This window comes from Cellulomonas sp. P24, assembly GCF_024704385.1.
Taxonomy (GTDB): Bacteria; Actinomycetota; Actinomycetes; order Actinomycetales; family Cellulomonadaceae; genus JAJDFX01.
In genome coordinates this window covers 2,782,207-2,804,485 of sequence record NZ_JAJDFX010000002.1, presented here as the reverse complement: position 1 = coordinate 2,804,485, position 22,279 = coordinate 2,782,207, and the positions used below count along the sequence as shown (strand labels likewise).

General features: G+C 72.8%; 20 protein-coding genes and 1 pseudogene. 2 read left to right on the top strand and 19 right to left on the bottom strand.

Annotated elements, in window-relative coordinates; translation table 11 throughout:
• Positions 1–64: 64 nt before the first annotated feature.
• The gene (xylA, locus tag LJB74_RS13055; protein ID WP_259308946.1) at positions 65–1,252 is read left to right on the top strand and encodes a xylose isomerase; all 1,188 of its coding nucleotides are present in this window, start codon (positions 65–67) and stop codon (positions 1,250–1,252) included.
• 121 nt (positions 1,253–1,373) lie between these two features.
• Positions 1,374–2,807 carry a xylulokinase gene (gene xylB, locus LJB74_RS13050; RefSeq protein WP_259308945.1) on the top strand — a complete coding sequence of 478 codons (1,434 nt, stop codon included), beginning with the start codon at positions 1,374–1,376 and terminating at the stop codon, positions 2,805–2,807.
• A 164-nt stretch (positions 2,808–2,971) separates the two neighbouring features.
• Here xylB and LJB74_RS13045 read toward each other — a convergent pair whose 3' ends face one another.
• From LJB74_RS13045 to dacB, 19 genes and pseudogenes are all read right to left on the bottom strand, one after another.
• Positions 2,972–3,310 carry an Lsr2 family protein gene (locus LJB74_RS13045; protein WP_259308944.1) on the bottom strand — a complete coding sequence of 113 codons (339 nt, stop codon included), beginning with the start codon at positions 3,308–3,310 and terminating at the stop codon, positions 2,972–2,974.
• A 127-nt stretch (positions 3,311–3,437) separates the two neighbouring features.
• Entirely contained in the window at positions 3,438–3,617 is a 180-nt protein-coding gene (locus LJB74_RS13040; RefSeq protein ID WP_259308943.1) for a hypothetical protein, read from the bottom strand.
• Positions 3,618–3,646: 29 nt separating this feature from the next.
• Positions 3,647–5,107, bottom strand: coding sequence for a lysine--tRNA ligase (gene lysS / locus LJB74_RS13035; RefSeq protein WP_259310358.1), 1,461 nt, complete (start codon positions 5,105–5,107; stop codon positions 3,647–3,649).
• 57 nt (positions 5,108–5,164) lie between these two features.
• Complete coding sequence (gene nadC, locus LJB74_RS13030; RefSeq protein ID WP_259308942.1) at positions 5,165–6,148, bottom strand: carboxylating nicotinate-nucleotide diphosphorylase; 984 nt, start codon at positions 6,146–6,148, stop codon at positions 5,165–5,167.
• Between the two features lie 78 nt (positions 6,149–6,226).
• Positions 6,227–7,942: an L-aspartate oxidase gene (locus tag LJB74_RS13025; protein ID WP_259310357.1), complete on the bottom strand. Its 1,716-nt coding sequence runs from the start codon at positions 7,940–7,942 to the stop codon at positions 6,227–6,229.
• A gap of 68 nt (positions 7,943–8,010) precedes the next feature.
• Positions 8,011–8,451 carry an aspartate 1-decarboxylase gene (gene panD, locus LJB74_RS13020; protein ID WP_259308941.1) on the bottom strand — a complete coding sequence of 147 codons (441 nt, stop codon included), beginning with the start codon at positions 8,449–8,451 and terminating at the stop codon, positions 8,011–8,013.
• Between the two features lie 70 nt (positions 8,452–8,521).
• Positions 8,522–9,418, bottom strand: coding sequence for a pantoate--beta-alanine ligase (gene panC / locus LJB74_RS13015; RefSeq protein ID WP_259308940.1), 897 nt, complete (start codon positions 9,416–9,418; stop codon positions 8,522–8,524).
• Positions 9,415–10,369 (bottom strand): annotated as a pseudogene (locus LJB74_RS13010) (Rossmann-like and DUF2520 domain-containing protein). Before LJB74_RS13010 ends, panC begins: the two are co-directional and overlap by 4 nt.
• Positions 10,362–11,837, bottom strand: a complete 1,476-nt coding sequence (locus LJB74_RS13005; protein ID WP_259308939.1) for a PH domain-containing protein — start codon at positions 11,835–11,837, stop codon at positions 10,362–10,364. The pseudogene LJB74_RS13010 and the gene LJB74_RS13005 overlap by 8 nt, the downstream one beginning before the upstream one ends.
• Positions 11,834–12,331, bottom strand: a complete 498-nt coding sequence (locus tag LJB74_RS13000; RefSeq protein ID WP_259308938.1) for a PH domain-containing protein — start codon at positions 12,329–12,331, stop codon at positions 11,834–11,836. Before LJB74_RS13000 ends, LJB74_RS13005 begins: the two co-directional genes overlap by 4 nt.
• Before the next feature lie 20 nt (positions 12,332–12,351).
• Complete coding sequence (locus LJB74_RS12995) at positions 12,352–12,834, bottom strand: DUF3180 domain-containing protein (RefSeq protein ID WP_259308937.1); 483 nt, start codon at positions 12,832–12,834, stop codon at positions 12,352–12,354.
• A complete protein-coding gene (folK, locus tag LJB74_RS12990; protein ID WP_259308936.1) occupies positions 12,834–14,207 on the bottom strand; it encodes a 2-amino-4-hydroxy-6-hydroxymethyldihydropteridine diphosphokinase in 1,374 nt (457 codons plus the stop codon). The genes LJB74_RS12995 and folK overlap by 1 nt, the downstream gene beginning before the upstream one ends.
• Before the next feature lie 28 nt (positions 14,208–14,235).
• A complete protein-coding gene (folP, locus tag LJB74_RS12985) occupies positions 14,236–15,045 on the bottom strand; it encodes a dihydropteroate synthase (RefSeq protein WP_259310356.1) in 810 nt (269 codons plus the stop codon).
• Positions 15,046–15,144: 99 nt separating this feature from the next.
• Positions 15,145–15,735 (bottom strand): GTP cyclohydrolase I FolE, encoded by a 591-nt coding sequence (gene folE / locus LJB74_RS12980; RefSeq protein WP_396125230.1) that lies wholly within the window; start codon positions 15,733–15,735, stop codon positions 15,145–15,147.
• Positions 15,732–17,696: an ATP-dependent zinc metalloprotease FtsH gene (gene ftsH, locus LJB74_RS12975; protein WP_259308934.1), complete on the bottom strand. Its 1,965-nt coding sequence runs from the start codon at positions 17,694–17,696 to the stop codon at positions 15,732–15,734. Before ftsH ends, folE begins: the two co-directional genes overlap by 4 nt.
• 127 nt (positions 17,697–17,823) lie before the next feature.
• Positions 17,824–18,378, bottom strand: a complete 555-nt coding sequence (gene hpt / locus LJB74_RS12970) for a hypoxanthine phosphoribosyltransferase (RefSeq protein ID WP_259308933.1) — start codon at positions 18,376–18,378, stop codon at positions 17,824–17,826.
• Positions 18,379–18,380: 2 nt separating this feature from the next.
• A complete protein-coding gene (gene tilS / locus LJB74_RS12965; protein ID WP_259308932.1) occupies positions 18,381–19,481 on the bottom strand; it encodes a tRNA lysidine(34) synthetase TilS in 1,101 nt (366 codons plus the stop codon).
• A gap of 27 nt (positions 19,482–19,508) precedes the next feature.
• Positions 19,509–20,624, bottom strand: a complete 1,116-nt coding sequence (locus tag LJB74_RS12960; RefSeq protein WP_259308931.1) for a zinc-dependent metalloprotease — start codon at positions 20,622–20,624, stop codon at positions 19,509–19,511.
• Between the two features lie 92 nt (positions 20,625–20,716).
• The gene (gene dacB / locus LJB74_RS12955; RefSeq protein WP_310650847.1) at positions 20,717–22,129 is read right to left on the bottom strand and encodes a D-alanyl-D-alanine carboxypeptidase/D-alanyl-D-alanine-endopeptidase; all 1,413 of its coding nucleotides are present in this window, start codon (positions 22,127–22,129) and stop codon (positions 20,717–20,719) included.
• Positions 22,130–22,279: the final 150 nt, after the last annotated feature.

Sequence of the window (22,279 nt, the reverse complement as noted above, 5' to 3'; positions counted from 1 at the left end):
TGACCATAGCGCCGTTCGTGGATAAGTTCATTCAACCAACTAATCTCGACGAGGAGAGCTCACGATGGTGCGCAAGCCCACCCCGCAGGACAAGTTCTCGTTCGGTCTGTGGACCGTCGGATGGAACGCCCAGGACCAGTTCGGCAGCGCGTCGCGCGCCTGGCTCGACCCGGTCGAGTCGGTGCACAAGCTCGCAGAGCTCGGCGCCTCGTACGTCACGTTCCACGACGACGACGTCGTGCCGTTCGGCTCGGACGCCGCAACCCGCGACTCGATCCTCGCCCGCTTCAAGGGCGCCCTGGACGAGACCGGCATCAAGGTCGAGATGGTCACGACCAACACGTTCAGCCACCCGATCTTCAAGGACGGCGCCTTCACGTCGAACGACCGCACGGTGCGTCGCTACGGCCTGCGCAAGGTCGTGCGCAACGTCGACCTCGCGGCCGAGCTCGGTGCCGAGACGTTCGTCATGTGGGGCGGTCGCGAGGGCGCCGAGTACGACTCGGCCAAGGACCTCAAGGCCGCTCATGACCGCTACCGCGAGGGCATCGACACCGTCGCGGGGTACATCAAGGAGAAGGGCTACGGGCTGAAGATCGCCATCGAGCCCAAGCCGAACGAGCCCCGCGGCGACATCCTCCTGCCGACCGTCGGCCACGCCCTGGCCTTCATCGCCCAGCTCGAGAACGGCGACATCGTCGGCCTGAACCCGGAGACGGGTCACGAGCAGATGGCCGGCCTCAACTACACCGGTGGCCTCGCCCAGGCGCTGTGGGCCGAGAAGCTGTTCCACATCGACCTCAACGGCCAGAAGTCCATCAAGTACGACCAGGACCTGGTGTTCGGCCACGGTGACCTGTTCTCGGCCTTCGGCACGGTCGACCTGCTCGTGAACGGCTTCCCCAGCGGCGGCCCGCGCTACGACGGACCGGTCCACTTCGACTACAAGCCCTCGCGTACCGAGGACTTCGAGGGCGTGTGGGCCTCGGCCGCCGCCAACATGAGCACCTACATCCTCCTGAAGGAGCGGGCACAGGCGTTCCGCGCCGACCCCGAGGTGCAGGAGGCGCTCCAGGCCGCAGGCGTCTACGAGCTCGCCGAGCCCACGCTCGCCGAGGGCGAGACCCTGGCAGACCTGCTCGCCAACCCCGCGGCCTTCGAGGAGCTCGACATCGAGGCCGTCGCCGCCCGCGGGTACGCCTTCGTGCGGCTCAACCAGCTGGCCCTCGAGCACGCGCTCGGCGCCCGCTGATCCCACCCCACCCCCGGTCGACTGGAGCGTTCTGCCGCGACACGCCCGCGTGTCGCGCGCAGAACGCTCCAGTCGACCAGCCCCCGTGCGTCGGGGGACCGACACACGGAAGGACCGAGCGATGACGCTGGTCGCCGGGGTGGACTCGTCCACCCAGTCCTGCAAGGTCGTCATCCGCGACGCCGAGACCGGCGCACTCGTGCGGAGCGGCCGTGCCAGCCATCCTGACGGGACCGAGGTCTCCCCCGACGCCTGGTGGGACGCCCTCCAGACCGCCGTCGCCGATGCCGGAGGGCTCGACGACGTCGCAGCCCTGTCCGTCGGCGGGCAGCAGCACGGCATGGTGGCCCTCGACGCCGACGGCGCCGTCGTCCGCGACGCCCTGCTCTGGAACGACACCCGCTCCGCCCAGGCGGCGCTCGACCTCATCGACGACCTCGGCGGGCCGGAGACCGGCAGCGAGGCGTGGGCCCGCGCGACCGGGTCCGTCCCGGTGGCGTCCTACACCGTCACGAAGCTGCGCTGGCTCGCGCGCGTCGAGCCGGCCAACGCCGCCCGCACCGCCGCCGTCGCCCTCCCGCACGACTGGCTGACCTGGCGCCTCGCCGGCCACGGACCGGGCACCCCCGACGGTCTCGCCCACCTCGTCACCGATCGTTCCGACGCCTCGGGCACCGGCTACTGGGACCCGTCCACGGGTGCCTACCGCCGCGACCTGCTCGAGCTCGCCCTCGGCCACGACGCTGTCCTCCCCCGCGTCGCCGGGCCGTCGGAGCAGGCCGGGACCGCGAACAGCCTCCTCGGGTCCGGGCTTGTGCTCGGACCGGGCGCAGGCGACAACGCCGCCGCGGCTCTGGGCCTCGGCCTCGCCGAAGGGGACGTCGCGATCTCGATCGGCACCTCCGGCGTCGTCTCGGCGGTCTCGGCACGACCCACCGCGGACGCCAGCGGGCTCGTGAGCGGCTTCGCCGATGCCACCGGCGCCTTCCTGCCGCTCGCCTGCACGCTCAACGCCTCCCGGGTCCTCGACGCCGCCTGCCGGATGCTCGGGGTCGATCACGCCGAGCTCAGCCGCCTGGCGCTCTCCGCACCGGCCGGCTCCGACGGGCTCGTCATGGTCCCGTACCTCGAGGGCGAACGAACCCCGAACAAGCCCGACGCCACCGGCGCCCTGCACGGACTGCGGCTGCAGAACACCACGGCAGCCCATCTGGCACGTGCCGCGGTCGAAGGCATGCTCTGCGCCCTCGCCGACGGCCTCGACGCGCTACGCGCCCAGGGCGTCCCCGTCGGGCGCATCTCGCTGATCGGCGGCGGTGCCCAGTCGGAGGCGGTCCGGCGGATCGCCCCGAGCGTCCTGGGGCTCGACATCACCGTTCCCGCGCCGGGCGAGTACGTCGCGGACGGCGCAGCCCGGCAGGCGGCATGGGTGCTGAGCGGCGGCGCACGCCCGCCCGTGTGGACGACCTCCGCGGTCTCGGTCTACACCGGCGACCTCGTGCCGGCCGTCCGCGAGCAGTACGCGGCTGTTCGCGAGCTCACGACCAACCGCTGACGCCCGGTCGTCACGACGACAGCGCCCGCCGTCCGGCGGGAGAACCCCTGGACCGGGCGGGCGCTGTCGTCGTTCGCCAACCTCACTGACCCGTTCGCATGACTCCGCCCCCGGGAGTCAGCGCGCCGAAGACGCGCCGCGGGTGATGCGAGCGGGACGCGACCTCAGTGCGCCGCGGCGTAGGCCGCACGCACCTCGGCGGAGATGCGCCCGCGCTCGGACACCTCGTGCCCGTTGGCCCGTGCCCACTCGCGGATCGCCGTCGCCTCGCCGCTCGCACCGCCCGACGCCCGACGGCCACGAGCCGCGGAGCGGGCCGTGGCGCGACCGCCGACCTTGCGTGCGTGACCGACCCACGAGCCGAATGCGTCGCGCAGCTCTGCCGCGTGCGCGGTCGTGAGGTCAATCTCGTAGGAAACGCCGTCCAGGGCGAATGTGACGGTCTCGTCTGCGGTGCTGCCGTCGACGTCGTCGACGAGCAGGACCTGTACCTTCTGTGCCATTTCGTTACCTCATGCTGCTCGATGGTACCCGGGTGGTGCGTAAAGGATTGCACCCGTGGATTGCACCGTCAAAGCGAAACGCGCCCGAACCCGGTCACCTTCACCAAATCAGACGACAAAACGGGGTTCAGGACGCGGCCTGATCCTCCGATTGCATGGCTGATGCACGCTCTTCTGCGTCCAGCTTCGCGAGCGCAGCGCGCTCCGTCCGATCGGCATTCACCAACGCGCGAATGGCGAGGTAGAACAGGAAGCCGACACCGATCGACGGGAGGAGAGCCGCGAGGGCCAGCAGAAAGGCGTTCACCGGACGAGTCTACGACGCGCGGCCGCGCGTCACGCCTGAGGTTTCACGAGCGGGAACGTGATCGTCTCGCGAATGCCCAGACCCGTCAGCGCCATCAGCAGCCGGTCGATACCCATCCCCATGCCTCCGGCCGGCGGCATCGCGAACTCCATCGCTGCGAGGAAGTCCTCGTCGAGCACCATCGCCTCGTCGTCGCCGGCCGCTGCGAGAAGCGCCTGCGCCTCGAACCGTTGACGCTGGATGACGGGGTCGACGAGCTCCGAGTACGCCGTCGCCAGCTCGAAGCCGCGCACGTACAGGTCCCACTTCTCCACCAGTCCGCGCGCGGTGCGGTGGTCGCGGGTGAGCGGGCTGGTCTCGACCGGGAAGTCACGGACGAACGTCGGGGCGTACAGGTGGTCACCGACGTGGTGCTCCCACAGCTCCTCGACGAGCTTCCCGTGGTTCGAGCGGCGCGTGTCGATCTGCAGGTCGAACTTCTCGACGAGCTCGAGCAGCCGCGAGTCCGGGGTGTCGTGCGTGATCTGCTCGCCGATGGCCTCGGAGAGCGAGTCGTACAGCGACAGCTGTGTCCACTGACCCCCCAGCTCGTACTCCTCGCCGTCCGGAAGCGTGACCACGGTCGTTCCCAGCACATCCATCGCCGCTGTCTGCACGAGGTCCTGGGTCAATGTCGCCATGGTGTCGTAGTCGCCGTACGCCTCATACGCCTCGAGCATCGCGAACTCCGGGGAGTGCGTGGAGTCCGCACCCTCGTTGCGGAAGTTCCTGTTGATCTCGAAGACTCGCTCGACGCCACCCACCACGGCACGCTTCAGGAATAGCTCCGGTGCGATCCGGAGGAAGAGATCGATGTCGAACGCATTCATGTGCGTGGTGAACGGCCGAGCCGCGGCGCCGCCGTGGATCGTCTGGAGCATCGGTGTCTCGATCTCCAGGAATCCGCGCCGGTGGAAGTTCTCGCGCAACGAGCGGACGGCGCCTGCGCGCACCCGCACCATGTCCCGTGCGGCCGGTCGCGCAATCAGGTCGACGTAGCGCTGACGGACGCGCGCTTCCTCCGAGAGCTCCTTGTGCAGCACCGGGAGCGGCCGCAGCGCCTTGGCGGCGATCTGCCAGTCGTCCGCGAACACCGAGAGCTCACCCCGGCGCGAGCTGATGACCGCGCCGTGCGCGAACAGGTGGTCACCGAGATCGACGTCGGCCTTGAACCGCGACAGCGACTCCTCACCGACGACGGCCTGGCTGAGCATGACCTGCAGACGGTTGCCCTCGCCGTCCTGGACGGTGGCGAAGCAGAGCTTGCCGGTGTTCCTCAGGTAGACCACCCGAGCGGCGACGCCGACGACGTCGCTGCTCTCCTCGCCCGCCTGCAGGTGCGACCAGCCGTCCCGGACCTCGGCGACGGTGTGGGTGCGCGGGACGGACACCGGATAGGCGTCCTCGCCCCGCGACAGGATCCGTTCACGCTTCTCGCGACGGACCCGCATCTGCTCCGGAAGGTCGTCATCGGGCTGGGGGATGTCCGTCTCGGTCACCCCGCGATCCTACCGGCGGCCCGCACCTCGGCCTCGCGCGACCAGGTCGAGCGCGAGGTCCAGGATCGGCGACGAGTGCGTGAGCCCGCCGACGGAGAGGTAGTCGACCCCCGTCGCCGCGACCTCGCGCGCGCGGTCCAGGGTGAGGTTGCCGGTCGCCTCGAGCTCGACCCGCCCGATCTCCGGCTCGCGGGAGCGCACCGCCGCGACGACGTCCGCGAGCACCGTGGTCGGCATGTTGTCGAGCAGCAGGAACCGCGCGCCGGCGTCCAGCGCCTCCACGGCCTGGTCCCGGGTGTCGGCCTCGACCTGGATGGCGACCTCGGGGAAGCGGGACCGCACCGCCGCCACGGCGGCCGAGACCGAGCCCGCGGCCACCACGTGGTTGTCCTTGACCATCGCGACGTCGTACAGACCCATGCGCTTGTTCGTGCCACCGCCGCACCGCACCGCGTACTTCTCCAGCGCGCGCAGCCCGGGAGTGGTCTTCCGGGTGTCGAGCACCTGCGCCCCGGTCCCGTCGAGAGCATCCGCCCACCGACGCGTGTGGGTCGCGACGCCCGACGCCCGCGAGGCAAGGTTCAGCACCGTGCGCTCCGCGATCAGGAGCACCTGGACCGGGCCTCTCAGCACGGCCAGCACCTGGCCGGCGCTCACCGCCGCACCATCGGGCACCAGGAGGTCCACCGTCACCGGATCGAGATGGAACCGGCGCGCCACCTGGTCGACGACCTCCTGCACCACGACCAGCCCGGCGACGACGCCCCCCGCACGCGCGACCAGGTGGGCGGTACCGGGCTCGTGCGGGCTCACGGTCGCCTGCGTCGTCACGTCACGACCGGGCGCCGGGCCGAGGTCCTCGTCGAGCGCGACGGCGACGACCCGGGCGAGCCAGGCCGGGTCGAGCCCGTCGGCGACGGCTCCGGGTGCCGCTGAGGAGGACGGATCGGCGGCGGTGGACGGATCGGTGGGGTCCGCGAGGTGCTCGGTCACCCCAGCACCGTACGTCGCCCGACGGTCGCCGCTCACCTTCCGCACCCGACCGGGTGCGACCGACGACGCACCGTGCCCTCAGTCGAGCGGAGCCGGAACGACCTCGAGCCGCCCGTCGGGATCGAGCCGCACGTTCAGCCGGAGCCGCCACGCCTCGTCGGGCTCGGGGAAGTCGACACGGAAGTGGCCCCCGCGGCTCTCCTCCCGCGCGAGAGCGGCCTGCGTGAGGACCGAGGCGACCTGGTGGACGTTGGTGGTCTCCCACTCCGCCGTCTGCGGGACCGCGACGACGTCGAGCGCCAGGTCGGCATCGGTACGCACCGCGGCGAGCTTCTCCGCAGCCGCCGTCAGACCTTCCGCGGACCGGATCACGCCGGGTCCCTCCGACGCGATCCGCTGCACCCGTGAACGCGACGCCGCAGCCACCAACGCGCTCGGCCCCGGGCGCGTCACCGCATCCCGGCTCACGAGCTCGCCGGAGGCGACCCTCGCCACGATGTCGCGTGCAGCCCGGTGCGCGAAGACCAGACCTTCGACGAGAGAGTTCGACGCCAGCCGGTTGGCGCCGTGCACCCCGGTGCAGGCGACCTCTCCCGCGGCGTACAGACCTCGCAGGCTCGACCGGCCTGCCAGGTCGGTGACGACTCCCCCGGAGTGGTAGTGCTGCGCCGGTGCGACCGGGACCAGGTCCGTGGTCCAGTCGATGCCGTTGTCCGCGAGCCTCTCGGTGATCGTCGGGAACCGTCGACGCAGGAAGTCCGCACCCAGGTGACGGGCATCGAGCCAGACGTGGTCCGAACCCGTCCGTGCCATCTGCCGGACGATCGCATGCGCGACGACGTCCCGGGGGGCGAGCTCCGCCATCGGGTGCACGGCCGGCATGAACCTGGCGCCGTCGGTGTCCAGGAGGTACGCGCCCTCGCCCCGCACCGCCTCGGAGACCAGCGTCAGCTGGCCCCGCACCCCGGACCCGAGCCACAGCACCGTCGGGTGGAACTGCACGAACTCGAGGTCCGCCACCGTCGCCCCGGCGCGGAGCGCAGCCGCGATCCCGTCACCGGTCGCCTGGACGGGGTTGGTCGACGAGCGGAAGACCTGCCCGATGCCCCCCGTCGCGAGCACGACCGCTCGTCCGAGCGCCGCGCCGACCCCGTCGCGCGATCCCGCTCCGATGACGTGCAGCGTCACGCCGCAGGCGGCACCCGGTCGGCCGTCCTCGTCGGGCGCGGACGTGAGGATGTCGAGCACGAGGGCGTGCTCGATGATCTCGATCCCCGGGTCGTTGCGGACCGCCTCGAGCTGGGCGACCAGCGCCCGGGAGATCTCCGCACCGGTCGCGTCGCCGCCCGCGTGGGCGATCCGGTCGGCGTGGTGACCGCCCTCGCGGGTCAGGGCGATCTCGCCCTCCACGTCCAGGTCGAAGTTCGCCCCACGTGCCACGAGCTCGCGCACGCGGGCCGGCCCCTCCGTGACGAGGACCTCGACCGCGCGCGGGTCGCACAGGCCGGCGCCGGCCACGAGCGTGTCGGCGAGGTGCGCGGCGGGCGAGTCCGACGGGTCCAGCGCCGCGGCGATCCCCCCCTGGGCCCAGACCGTCGACCCGGACGACAGCTCGCCCTTGGTCACGAGGAGCACCCGTGGGACGCGGGTCCGCAGCTCGAGGGCGGCCGTCAGGCCCGCGACACCCGACCCGACGACCACGACGTCCGCCTCCACCGTCCAGCCCGGCTCGGGCGCCGCGAGGCGGGTCGCGAGGTGGAGCCGTGGGGCCGACGGCGGCGGCGGCGGCGACATGGTCCCGCCCCAGGCCGCGTCGATCGCCGCATCGACCGTGCGGGCGGCCGGCATCCCCGCGATGCCGGTCACGCGCGCGACGCCGCGAGCGGGAGACCGCTGGGCAGGAGTCCCTCGGCCGCGTCCGGGACCTGTCCGGCCTCGGCGGAGACGTCCACGATCCGGTTGGCGCGATCGACGAAGACCACCCGCGGCTCGTAGGTGCGCGCCTCGGCGTCGGCGAGGAGCCCGTACGCGATGAGGATCACGACGTCGCCCGGGTGGACGAGGTGCGCCGCGGCGCCGTTCACGCAGATCTGCCCTGCACCGCGCTCGCCCGCGATCGCGTAGGTCGTCAGCCGGGCACCGTTGGTGACGTCGACGATGTCGACCTGCTGCCCCGGCAGCAGGTCCGCCGCGTCGAGGAGGTCGGCGTCGACCGTCACGGAGCCGACGTAGTGCAGGTCCGACCGGGTCACCGTGGCCCGGTGGATCTTGCCGATCATCATCGGACGTTGCAGCGTGGTCATCCGGTGTCCCTCGCTCCCCGGCCGCTCCGGCCGCCTCGTGGCCTCTCCGGCCGCCTCGTGCGCGGCCCCGTCATCCGAGGGTCAACGGCACGTTGTCGATCAACCTGGTGGACCCTACTCGCGCCGCCAGTGCGAGCACCGCTGCGCCCGTGTGGTGGTCACCCACCTCGGCCACCGTCTCGGGGTCGACGAGGGCCAGGTACTCGACCTCCAGACCGCGCTCCCGGAGGACGTCGGCAGCGGCGTCCCGCACCGCGCCGGCACCGTTCCCCGCGCGGGCCGCCCCGGCGAACAGCGCGGCGGACAGGCCGCACGCCCGCCGTCTGTCCTCGGGGCTGAGGAACGCGTTCCGCGACGAGAGCGCCAGCCCGTCGGTGTCACGCACCGTGGGCACGGCCTCGATCCGCACCGGGACGTCGAGGTCGTGCACCATGCGCCGGACGGCCATGAGCTGCTGGGCGTCCTTCTGGCCGAACAGCGCGACGTCCGGACGGACCAGGTGCAGCAGCTTCAGCACGACGGTCAGGACACCGTCGAGGTGGCCCGGGCGCGCCGCACCCTCGAGGACCTCGCCGAAGATCCCGGCCCCCACCGTGACCAGCGGGTCACCGTCCGGGTACATGACGTCGACCGTCGGGGCGAACACCACGTCGACCCCGGCCGCCGCGAGCAGCTCGAGGTCTCCGTCGAGGTCGCGCGGGTAGCGGTCCAGGTCCTCGGTCGGCCCGAACTGCAGGGGGTTCACGAAGATCGTCACGACGACCTGGTCGGCGAGCTCCCGTGCACGGTTCACCAGGGCGAGGTGGCCCGCGTGCAACGCGCCCATCGTCATGACCACCGCGCGCCTCGGACCGGCGGGCACGAGCCCGCCGGAGGCAGGAGTCGCCGTGGCGGGGGTGAGAGCTGCGGCGAGCTCGTCACGGGTCGTGGCGAGCACCGGTCGACCGGTGCGTCCGGTCTGCGTCATGAGTCGTCGTCCTTCGTGTCGTGCGGATCTGCGACGCCCGACACGGCGTCGAGCAGGGCAACGGCGGCCTCGGGTCCGAGCAGGCCCGCTGCGAGCACGCGCCGCGTCCCGGACCGGGCCAGGACCCGGTACGTCTCCACGACGTCGAGGGCACCCTCGTGCACCCCGAACTCCGTGAGCACGCGGACGTGGTCGCGGACGGTGCCGGCGTCACCGCGAGGGACCGGACCGGTCATCGTCCGCACCGCCTGGTCACCGGAGCGGAGCGCTCCGTCGAGCGCCGCGGTCAGCAGCGGTGCGAGGACCCGCCCGGGCTCGTCGATGCCCGCGGCGGCGAGAGCCTGGGCGGCCTGCGACACGAGCACGACCAGGTGGTTCGCACCGTGTGCGAGGGCCGCGTGGTACAGCGGTCGATGCTGCTCGGCCACCACGACGGGCTCACCGCCGATCTCGACGACCAGCGCCTGCCCGATCGGCAGCACCGGTGCCGGCCCGGTCACCGCGAAGGTGCACCCGACCAGCCGGGCGAGGTCGAGCGAGGTCCCGGTGAAGGTCATCGCCGGGTGGATCGCGAGCGGGATCGCCCCCGATCGCCGAGCCGGCTCGAGGACGTCCGTGCCGTAGCGGCCCGACGTGTGCACGACGATCTGCCCCGCCTGCCAGGCCCCGACCTCCGCGAGGCCCGCGACGAGGGGGGGCCAGCGCGTCGTCGGGGACCGCGAGCAGCACCAGGTCCGCGCGCGCCACGACGTCAGGCACCTCGAGGGCCGGGACACCGGGCAGCAGCGTGTCGATCCGTTCACGGGAGCTCGCCGAGATGCCGCTCGCCCCGACGACGACGTGGCCGGCGCCCCGAAGGGCGTTGCCGATCACCGCACCCACGCGCCCCGCGCCGACCACCCCGACGTCGAGCCGACCGGGCCGCGACGGTGCACGTGCCGGTTCAGCCATGCTCGACCGCCCCGCCCGTCGGCCGGGACATCCACTGCTCGGGACCGGCGGTCGCCCGGGCGGCCCGCGCGCGGTCCGCCTGCTCGGTGAGCAGGCGCGTCGCGTCGGCCGCGTCCAGGTGGGCGATCACCGGCGTGACCGGGCCCGGCGTCGAGTGGACGGTCAGCGAGGAGACCCCGAGCGCACGTTGCCACGGCCCCTGCTGGAGTGCCAGCGACTGCGTCCGCTCGTGCGGGACGAGCACCAGGTGACGCACGAACCACCCCGACCTGATCAGCAGGGCGCGGTCCGTCACCAGGACACCACGACGCCGCCAGCCCCACGGGTCGAGCCACCGCGAGCGACGCGGCATCGTGAGGAAGCCGCGGTCCGTCCCCGAGCCGGAGAGCCCGGCGTCCAGCGTCTCCCGCGGGTCGGGCACCCCGAGGTCCGGCAGCACGAGCCAGATCGCATGCAACGCCTCGGACCGGCTCCCGACCGGAAGCAGCACGTTCGCGTTCTCCGCCCCCTGGCCGATCCCGTAGCCCGCGACGTTGATCTGCACCCGCCACCAGTCCCGCGTCCGCCACAACGGCCCCTGCGTGACGCGGACAGCCTGCACCCGCCCCGGCGGGACCGTCTGGGCGCGCTGCTCGAGCAGCCCGTGACGCAGCCGGATGCCGTCCGGGGAGATCGCGGCGCGAAAACCGAACTCGCGGGCGAAGCGCGACCACAGGGCCGAGCCCACGCCGAGGACGGCCGGGAGCATCGCGACCACCGGCCCGACCTCGTGGACGCTCGCTGCCCAGATCGTCAGCCCGATCAGCGCCGGCACCAGCACGAACGTCGTGCCCGACAGCAGCAGCGACCCGATGAGCCGGGTCGGCGCGAGCTCGAACACCTGCTGCTCCGGCGCGACCGGGGCCGGGTCGTCCCCCACCTCCTGGTGCAGGCCCGCGGCCCGGGCCAGCAGCTCGGCCCGCAGGGCCTCGGCCTCGCTCTCCTTGAGGAAGGCGAGCTCGACGGCCGACCCGGCTCCACCGGCGACCTCGAGGGTCAGCTTCGCCAGACCGAAGATCCTGCCGAGGAACGGCTTGACCACGTCGACGGCCTGCAGGCGGTCGAGACGCGCCTGGCGCCGCTGACGCACGAGGATCCCGGTGCGCAGGTGGACCGCCCGGTCGTCGACCGCGTAGCTGGTCATCCGCCACGCGAGCGACGCCCATGCCCCACCGACCACGGCCGTCGCCGCAAGCACCAGCAGGGCCCACCGCCATCCCCCGTCGGTGAGGAAGCGCTGGGCGTTCACGACGTTGTCACCGACCTGGTTGGTCCCGATCACCAGGAGGACCGCGATGACCTGCCAGCCCTTGAGCACGGGCGTGATCGGGTGCATCCGACGCCAGACGGCCTCATCCGTCGGCGCGACGACGTCGGCCTGGTCCGATGACACCGCCCCGGCGCCCGGGGAGCGGGGTGCAGGGGTCACAGCCCGGCCAGCCTCGCCTCGCCGCGCGACGCGAGCTGGTCGCGAAGCCGGTCCGCCTCGTCGGGTCGCAGGCCCGGGATCGAGGCCTCGGTCGCGACCGACGCGGTGTGCAGCTGCACGGACGCCACCCCGAACCGGCGGGCGATCGGGCCGGCCTGCACGTCCACGTACTGCATCCGCCCGTAGGGCACGACGACGAGCCGGCGCAGCATGATCCCGCGACGCACGAGGAGGTCGTCGGCCCGTTCCGCGTAACCGATCGCCCGGACCTGACGCGGGATGAGGAGCGTGACCCAGACGGCGGCCAGGAGCACGACGACCGCCGGGATCCACGACCACACGGCACCGACCGCGAACCCCAGCACGATCGTCGGGACGAGCGCCACGAGCACGATGATCCAGGCGACCACGAGCCGCGCCGACGCGAGCCTGGTCGAGACCGGGTTCCAGACGACGTCGTCGGGGTCGAACGGGCCACGTGGCGGGAGGGACATGTCCCCTAGTCTCCCATCGCTCAACGGGCCGCCTGCTCCGGTCCGGGTGGCTCCTTCTCGGGCTCCTCGGGCGGCGGGACCCGGCAGAACCACTCCACGACGAGCCCGACGACCGCCATCAGGATCGCCGTCAGAGCAGCGAGACCGGCCGCCTGGGCACGCTCACGCTGCGAGGTGATCGAGAGGTCTCCGAGCACCGCGAGCACCTGCGAGAGGTACCAGCCGGCGAGCAGCGCGCCCGTGTAGCAGGAGGCCTTCGCCAGGACGGCCGTCCGTGCGGCACGGATCGGGTTCAGCTGCGGTCGCTTGCCGCCGAGGAACTGCCGCACCTGCCAGCCCATCGTGAACACCACACCGGCGATCACGAGCATGACGAGGCACACGAGCCAGGGGACAGGCGGGGGCTCGACCGCCACCCGGTCCAGCAGCCTGAGCACCAGCCAGCCCAGCGCCGCCGTGGTCGCCGCGACGGTCAGCAGCGTCTGCCAACGCGTGCGCTGCATCACGGGATCCAGGACGTCGGCGAGCCGCCGTTCGACGTCGGGGGCGTTCGCGGGACCCACACCGGTGCCGGGGGCCCCGGGCGGCTCTCTGCGGGCGGCTCGGGCTCCTGCGCCTCGGGAGCCGGGTGCTCGGCCGGCGGGACGAGCCAGTCGAGTGCGAGCCATCGGATGCCGCTGAGGTCCGGCGCGGTGGCCGCCAGCGCGGCGACCGGTCCGCCGCCGAGACCGGGGAGCACGGCGTCGGGCGCGATCTGCGCCCACGGCTGGAGCACGAACGCACGCTCGTGGGCGCGCGGGTGCGGGAGCTCGAGGTCGTCCGTCACGGCGAGGATCGACCCGTACACGATGAGGTCGATGTCGAGGGTCCGCGGGCCCCAGTGCTCGTCCCGTCGCCGGTCGTGGGCCGCCTCGATGGCCTGCGTGGCCCGCAGCAGCGCCCGAGGGGCGAGGGTCGTCCGCGCGATCACGACCGCGTTGAGGAAGTCCGGCTGCTCGGGGCCACCGACCGGCGCCGAGCGCGCGAGCGGCGACACCTTGACCACCTCGAGACCGGGGACCTCCGCGAGCGCCGCGACCGCCTGCCGCAGGGTCTCCTGCGGCGTCCCGAGGTTGGAGCCGAGGGCGAGGACGACCTCCGTCGGGGCCGCCGGGAGCTCGTCGAGGACGTCGGCGACCGACACGTGCGTGGCCGGTTCCGGAGCAGGTTCCGGGGTCGGCACCGGCATCGGTTCCGGGTTCGGCTCCCGGGTCGGTTCCGGCGTCGACGCCGAGGTCGGGACCTCCGCGAACGGCACCGTGCCGAGAGCCTGGGCGGCCACGACGACCGGCGCGGCCGCCACCCGCTCGGACGCGGCCTCGACGACCGGGAGCACCGCGGTCGGCGTCGGTGCGGTCGAGACGCGTGCGGTCGAGCCGGTGGTGATCGGCGCCGGGGCCCACGGCTCCGCGGCCGGGAGCTTGCTGCGATCACGCCGGATGCTCACCACGACGTCGTCGAACGGGACGGTCAACGGCGCCTGCGGCTTGTGCACCGCGACGTCCACCGCCACGACCTGGGTGTGCGCGAGCACGGTCGCGGCGATCCGCTCGGCGACCGTCTCGATCAGGTCGGCAGGCTCTCCCGAGAGGACGCCCGCGATCTGCTCGGCCAGCACGCCGTAGTGCAGGGTGTGCGCGAGGTCGTCGGTCGCCGCGGCGCGCCGGGTGTCGAGGTGGGCGACCACGTCGGCCCGGAAGACCTGCCCCTCGCGACGCTCGTGCTCGAACACCCCGTGGTGGCCGACTGCGGAGATCCCGACGAGGCGGATCTGGTCGAGCTGACGACCGGCGCTGTCGAGCGCTGATCCCGTGTGTCCTGCCGACGCCGCGTTCATGCGTGTGCCTCTCGTGCCATACCTGACGTCATGCCCACTGCTCCGACGCCTCCCGCCAGGCGGCGGCCACACGGACGGCGTCCGCCGAGCCTCCCACCTCGTGGACCCGAACGCACCATGCACCGTTCGCGGCCGCCAGCGCGGAGACCGCTGTGGTCGCCTCGTCGCGCCGGTCCGGCGGGACCGGTCGGCCGTCCGGACCGGTGAGGAGCGCACCGAGGAACCGCTTGCGTGACGCACCGACGAGCACCGGCCGACCCAGCGACGCCAGCGCGTCCAGGTGCGCGAGGAGCGGCCAGTTGTCCGCCGGCTCCTTCGCGAACCCCAGTCCGGGGTCGACGACGACCTGCTCGTCCCGCACGCCGGCGTCCCGGAGCTCGACGAGCCGCTGCGCGAGCTCGGCCCGCACGTCGGCGACGACGTCGTCGTAGTGGGTGAGGTCCTGCATGACGTCGGAGTGACCACGCCAGTGCATCGCGACGTACACGACACCGGTCTCGGCGACCACGGTTCTGATCCTCGGGTCGGCGAGACCGCCGGAGACGTCGTTGACGATCACGGCACCGGCGTCCACGGCGCGCTCGGCGACCTCGGAGCGTGTCGTGTCGATGCTCACGGCGACGCCCTCGGACGCGAGCGCACGCACCACAGGGAGGACCCGGGCCAGCTCCTCCTCGACGCTGACGCGCACCGCCCCGGGACGTGTCGACTCGCCGCCGACGTCGAGGAGGTCGGCGCCGTCGGCGATCAGGTCGATCCCGTGCCGTACCGCCGCGTCGGGGTTCAGCCACCGGCCGCCGTCCGAGAACGAGTCCGGGGTGACGTTCACGATGCCCATCACGAGGGACCGCTGCAGGTTCGCCAGCGGAGCCGGCAACGGGTGCGGCGAGAGGAGGAGTCGTCCTGCGGTCACGTGAGCCAGCCTAGGGGCGCAGGCTCACCGACTGAGGATGAGGCTCATCGCCTCGGCCCGCGTCGTCCCGTCACGCATCTGTCCGCGCACGGCCGAGGTCACGGTGCGGGAACCGGGCTTGCGGACCCCGCGCATCGACATGCACAGGTGCTCGCACTCGATCACGACGATCACCCCCCGCGGGTTGAGGTGCTCGACGAGCGCGTCGGCGACCTGGCTCGTCAGCCGCTCCTGCACCTGCGGGCGACGCGCGAAGACGTCCACCAGTCGTGCGAGCTTGCTGAGCCCGGTGATGCGCCCGTCGGACGACGGGATGTACCCGACGTGCGCGACCCCGTGGAACGGCACCAGGTGGTGCTCGCACGTCGAGTACACCTCGATGTCCTTGACGAGGACCATCTCCTGATGGCCGATGTCGAACACCGTGCTGAGCACGTCGGCCGGGTCCTGCCGCAGACCGGCGAAGGTCTCCGCGTAGGCGCGCGCGACCCGAGCGGGGGTGTCGCGCAGGCCCTCTCGGTCCGGGTCCTCACCGACCGCCACCAACAGCTCGCGGACCGCGGCCTCGACGCGCGCGGCGTCGTACCCCGCCGGGGCGTCGGGCGCCACGATCAGCCCTCCGGGTCCGTGGTCGGCGCGGACGCCGCAGCAGCGGCGGCGTTCTCGTCGGGGGTCAGCACCGGCGGGCGCTCCGAGACGGCGCGGTCGTCGCTCGACAGCCAGACCTCGCGTGCGGGTCGCTTCACGACCGGGGCGAAGATCTCGGCGAGCTGCGCCTGGTTGAGCGTCTCCTTGTCGAGCAGCTCGAGCACCAGGGCGTCGAGGACGTCCCGGTACTGGACCAGGATCTCCCACGCCTCGTCGTGCGCGGCGTCCACGAGGCGACGCACCTCGACGTCGACCATCGCCGCCACGGTCTCCGAGTAGTCGCGACCGTGGCCCATGTCGCGGCCCATGAAGACCTCGCCCGAGTCCTGCCCGAGCTTCACGGCACCGATCTTCTCGCTCATGCCGTACTGCGTGACCATCTTGCGTGCGGTCGCGGTGGCCTTCTCGATGTCGTTCGACGCCCCGGTGGTCGGGTCGTGGAACACGAGCTCCTCGGCGACCCGGCCCCCCATCGCGTACGCGAGCGTGTCGAGGAGCTCGTTGCGCGTCGTGGAGTACTTGTCCTCGAGCGGCATGACCATCGTGTAGCCGAGCGCACGACCCCGCGGCAGGATCGTCACCTTCGTCACCGGGTCGGTGTACCGGAGCGCGGTCGCCACCAGCGCGTGGCCACCCTCGTGGTACGCGGTGATCTTCTGCTCCGAGACCTTCATGATCCGGGTCCGCTTCTGCGGACCGGCCACGACGCGGTCGATCGCCTCGTCGAGGGCGACGTCGTCGATCTGCTGCTTGCCGAGCCGCGCGGTCAGCAGCGCAGCCTCGTTGAGCACGTTGGCCAGGTCCGCGCCGGTGAACCCGGGGGTACGGCGGGCGACCGCCTCGAGGTCCACGTGGTCGGCCATCGGCTTGCCCTTGGCGTGCACGGTCAGGATCCGGTGCCGTCCCTTGAGGTCCGGCGGGTCGACGGCCACCTGGCGGTCGAAACGGCCCGGGCGCAGGAGCGCGGGGTCCAGGATGTCCGGACGGTTGGTCGCGGCGATCAGGATGACGTTCGCGTTGACATCGAACCCGTCCATCTCGACCAGCATCTGGTTGAGGGTCTGCTCGCGCTCGTCGTGGCCACCCCCCATGCCCGCACCGCGGTGACGCCCGACCGCGTCGATCTCGTCGATGAAGATGATCGCCGGGGCGTTCTGCTTGGCCTGGTCGAACAGGTCCCGCACGCGGGACGCACCGACACCGACGAACATCTCGACGAAGTCCGACCCGGAGATCGAGTAGAACGGCACCCCGGCCTCACCGGCGACCGCCCGGGCCAGCAGCGTCTTGCCGGTACCCGGCTGGCCGTAGAGCAGCACACCCTTGGGGATCTTGGCCCCCACGGCCTGGAACTTCGCCGGCTCGGCGAGGAAGTCCTTGATCTCGCGGAGCTCCTCCACGGCCTCGTCGACACCGGCGACGTCGGCGAACGTGACCTGCGGGGACTCCTTGTTGACGAGCTTCGCCTTGGACTTGCCGAAGCTCATGACCCGCGAGCCGCCGCCCTGCATGTTCGACATCAGGAACCAGAACAGCCCGAGGATGAGCAGCATCGGGAAGACGATCCCGAACAGGCTGCTCCACCACGGGGTGGTCGGGACCGTCGAGTTGAAGCCCTTCGGCAGGTTGGCGTTCGTGACGGCGGCGACCACGTCCGGGCCCTGCGGGGCGATGTAGTAGAACTCGACGTTCTTGCCCTTGTCGACGCCGTTCGACGTGAAGTCCGAGGTGAGCGTGAGGGACACCCGCTGCTCGATGTCGACGAGCTGCGCCTGCTCGACCTTGCCCTCGGACAGCAGCTTGAGGCCGTCGGAGGTGTCGATGCGCTGCACCCCCGTCCCCACGAGCATGCTGGCGGCGGTCCAGAGGATCACGACGGCGAGGACGATCCACAGGATGGGCCCTCGGGTCAGGCGCTTGACATTCATCGGCGACGGGGAATGTCCCCTCATCCCTCCGGTCGGCATGGCAGAACGGCTCGAACGTACACGCTGGGTCTGTCAGAACCTGTGCGTGTTCGCCCAGGGCAGGATCGGCGACGGCACCGCAGGCCCGTCAGTGGCTGTAGACGTGCGGGGCCAGGGTCCCGACGAACGGCAGGTTCCGGTACTTCTCCGCGTAGTCCAGCCCGTAGCCGACGACGAACTCGTTGGGGATGTCGAAACCGACGTACCGCACGTCGACCTCGACCTTCGCCGCATCGGGCTTGCGGAGCATCGTGGCGATCTCGACGCTCTCCGGGCCACGGCTCCGGAGGTTCGCCAGCAACCACGACAGGGTGAGGCCGGAGTCGATGATGTCCTCGACGATCAGCACGTGCCGACCGGTCAGGTCCGTGTCCAGGTCCTTGAGGATCCGCACGACGCCCGACGACTTGGTCCCGGAGCCGTACGACGACACGGCCATCCAGTCCATCTGGACCGGGGTGTGCAGCCTCCGCACCAGGTCGGCCATGACCATGACCGCACCCTTGAGGACACCGACGACCAGGACCGCCTTGTCGGCGTAGTCCTGGTCGATCTGCGCCGCGAGCTCGTCGAGCCGCGCGGCGATCTGCGCCTCGGTCAGCAGCACGCCGGCGAGGTCGTCGCCCATGTCAACAGGGTCCACCGCTACAGCTCTCCTCGGGTCGGGGCAGCCGGTGCCTCGATCGGAGCGTCCGGCTCGACCTCAAGCCTGCCACATCGTCGACGGGCGACGACCCGGCCCGGGAGCGCGACGGGCCCCTGACCGTGCCAGTCCGTCAGCAGGCGGTCCACCGCGAGGACGTGCGTCCGGCTCACCGAACCGGACGGACAGCCGGCCGCCACCAGGGCCGCACGCAGCGCACGCCGGCGGACCGCGAGCGGCGCGGCAGCAACCACCGCGACGTCGAGCGCGATCGTGGGTGCCCCCTCGACGCGCGCGGCGGCGAACAGCTCCGCCCCGAGGAGCTCGAGCGTGTCCACGTCCTCCCGGAGCTGGTCGGCCGTACGCGCCAGGGCGCCCACGACACCCGGGCCGAGGACCTGCTCGAGCACGGGGAGCACCTGGTGACGCACCCGCGAGCGGAGCGGGACGGCACTCGCCCGGTCGTCCCACGGGACGGCGTTGGTCGGGTCGTCCCACGGGACGGCGTTGGTCGGGTCGTCCCACGGGACGGCGTTGGTCGGGTCGTCCCACGGGACGAGACCGGACGCGGCGCAGACCGCGACCGTGTCCTCCCGCGGCAGCCCGAGCAGGGGGCGGCGGAGGAGCCCCCGGCGGGCGGGCATCCCCGACAGCGAGCGCGCGCCCGACCCCCGGGCGAGGCCGAGCAGCACCTGCTCCGCCTGGTCGTCGAGCGTGTGGCCGAGCAGGACCGCCTGCGCCCCGAGCTCGGCGGCCGTCGCGTCGAACGCCGCGTGGCGCGCCTCGCGAGCGTCGGCCTCCGGACCGCTCGACCGGCCGACGTCCACGCGGACGACGACGACCGGCGCGAGCCCGAGCTCCCGGCACGCGCGGGCGGCCTCCGCGGCCACCGCGTCACTGCCCGGCTGCAGCCCGTGGTCGACGACGACGGCACCCGCACGCACACCGGCCCGCGGCGCGACGAAGGCCGTCGCGGCCGCGAGCGCGAGCGAGTCGGGTCCCCCCGAGCACGCGACGAGCACGAGACTGCCGACCGGGAGGTCGGCGAGGTCGGCGCGGACCGCGAGCCGCGCACGTGCGACTGCGGGAGCCGGCCCGCTCATCGTGGGGCCGCCGCGGAACGGTTCCGGTCAGCCGTGCACACGGCGCACCCACGCGCGCGGGTCGGCGATCTCGCGGGCGCTCGGCAGCGTGCCCGGCTCGGACCAGACGGCGTTCAGCCCGGACGTGCCGACCGCGGAGGTCACCGAGCGGACGAAGACCGCGCCGTCCCGGTACTGCGCCAGCTTCTGGTCGACGCCGAGCAGGCTGCGGACGACCGCGTCCCAGCGCCCGGTGCCCTGGCGGCGTGCGTCGAACCGCTCCCGGATCACGCGGACCGTCGGGACGACGTCCGGCCCGACCGCGTCCATCATCACGTCCGCGTGCCCTTCGAGGAGCGCCATGACGGCGCCGAGCTCGTCGAACGCCTCGCGCTGACGCGGCGAGAGGACCGCCTCGACGCCGTCCGACGCACGGCCGGTGATCGCTCCGACCACTCGTGCGAGCACGGCACGTGCGCCGGGTTCGCCGGGTGCGCCGTCGTCCCCGACGAGATCGGTGAGCAGCGCCGTCGCACGGTCGCGCAGGTGCGCCGCGAGCCACGGGGCCGCCGCGAACTGCCGTGCGTGGGTCTGCTCGTGCAGCGCCACCCAGAGACGGAAGTCGCCGGGCACGACGTCGAGCGTGCGCTCCATGCGGAGCACGTTCGGGGCGACCAGGAGCAGCGTGCCCGGACCGGGCCGACCCGTGCGCGGGTCCAGCGAGGCCGTGAACGGGTCGAACTGCCCCAGGACCCGGCTCGAGACGACGGACAGGACCGTGCCGACCTGCGCACCTCCGGACCACCGCGCGGTCGGCCGGTCACGTCCGCCGGTACGCACGCCCGAGGTCATCACCGCGAGCATCCGTGCGTTCGCCCGCGCCCAGGAGGCCCGGTCGACGACGAGCGTGCGCGAGAGCGGTGGCCGCACGTCCGGGGTGCGCGCCGGACCGCTCGACCGAGCGGTGGGTGGCTCCCCCACCGGACCGAGCTCGGTGATCCGTTCGACGTGCGCGACGGCGTCGGTCGCGGCAGCCCTGAGGCCGGCGACCAGCTCGGCGAGCTCTGACCGGGTGGCCGGTGGCCCCGGCCGCACGAACCGTGCGGCGACGTCGGCCGCGACGTCCCAGTCGACCGCCGGGGCGTGCCCCTCGTCGTGCTCCATCACGCCACCGTAGCCGCCCACGGGACCGGACCCGCCCACCGCTCGGTCGAGCGGTCCGCCGCTCCCCTCGCGCCGGAACCGCCAGGGGGCGGTCAGTCGCGGCAGCCGCAACCGGTGAGCTGGGTGACGAACTCGTCGACGGCCTGCCGTGCGGCGTCCTCGCCCGTCACGGGCACGTGGTCGGCGATCACCGCGAAGACGAGCAGGCGTCCGTCAGCGTCCTGGACGGTCCCGGCGAGCGAGGTCACGGACGTCAGGCTGCCGGTCTTCGCGCGGACGAAACCGCGTGCCGAGGACGTCGTGAACCGGTCGGCGAGGGTGCCGCTCAGCCCCGAGATCGGCAGGTCGACGGCGACGCCGCGCAGCCGGGGGTGCGACGGGTCCGTGACGAGCCGCAGGGTTGCGACGAGCAGCGCCGGCGCCACGTGGGTGCCGTGGGACAGCCCGCTCGCGCCGTCCAGGTGGGTCCCGGTGATGTCGAGCCCGTCCTCGCGCAGCGCCTCGAGCACCGCTGCCGCCGCGCCGCCGAAGCTCGCCGGCAGCCCCTCGTCGAGGGCGACCAGACGACCGAGGACCTCGGTGATCGTGTTGTCGGACTCGTGCAGGACGTAGTCGACGATCTCGGCGATCGACGCGGACCGCACCGTCCCGAGCGTCGTCGCCCCGCTCGTCGCGACGACCCGCGCAGGCGTGCCGGTGACCGTGATGCCGTCGGCCTCGAGCTCCTTCGCCAGCGTGCGGGCAGCATCGAGGGACGGCGTGGTCGACCTCGGGGCGTCCTCGGCGTCGCGCGTCCTGCCGATGTCCACCGCGAGGCCGGTGACGGGTGCGACGTAGCCGTTCGTCACGTCGCTGCTCGCCCACCCCGGGTTCACGGCGTTCCCGGTGAACAGGTGGTCGTCGTACGCGAGCCGCACCGTCGTGGTCCCGGCCAGGGTGAGCGCGCGGGCGACCTGCTGCGCCAGGTCGCCGAGCCCGGCACGGCCGTTGACGGCGTCCGGTCGCCCCGCGCCCGCGGCAAGCATCATGTCCCCGCCACCGACCAGGACGATCTGGTCGGCGCTCTCCCGGACGACTCGCGTCTCGAGCGTGCGCGCATGGTCGAGACGCCCCAGGGCGGCCGTCGCGGTGAGGAGCTTGGTGGTCGAGGCCGCGGTGCGCGCGACGTCCGGCTCGATCGCCGCCTCGACCGCACCGGTGAGCTGGTCCGCCACGAGCACGCCGACCGAGCCGCCGGTGCGGGGGTCGGCGGCGAGCGCCTGCGCCAACGCGCCGAGGCGTGCGTCCGACGGCACGGGAGCAGCGGCCGGGAGGGCGGCGAGCGGTGCGGCGACCGGCGCCGGGGCGACCGCACCCGGCGCGGTCGGGAACGGCCGGGCGGGGGCGGGGGCGGGCGCGAGGGTGACGAGACCGGGGACGACGTCGTACGCGTCCGCTGTGACGTAGGCGCCGACGACCGCCATGACGACCAGGACGGACACGCCGAGCACTCGCGATCGTCGCACGGCCACCTCCCTTCCCCGTGGGTCTCCTGGGTGCTGCTGCGCGCACCCGGCTGCGCGCGGAGGCGCCTCGGTGCGTCACACTAGTTCCCAGGAGTCGGCGTGCGGCGCTGCGGCACGTCGACGATCCTGTGCTGCGAGCGCCCACGCCCA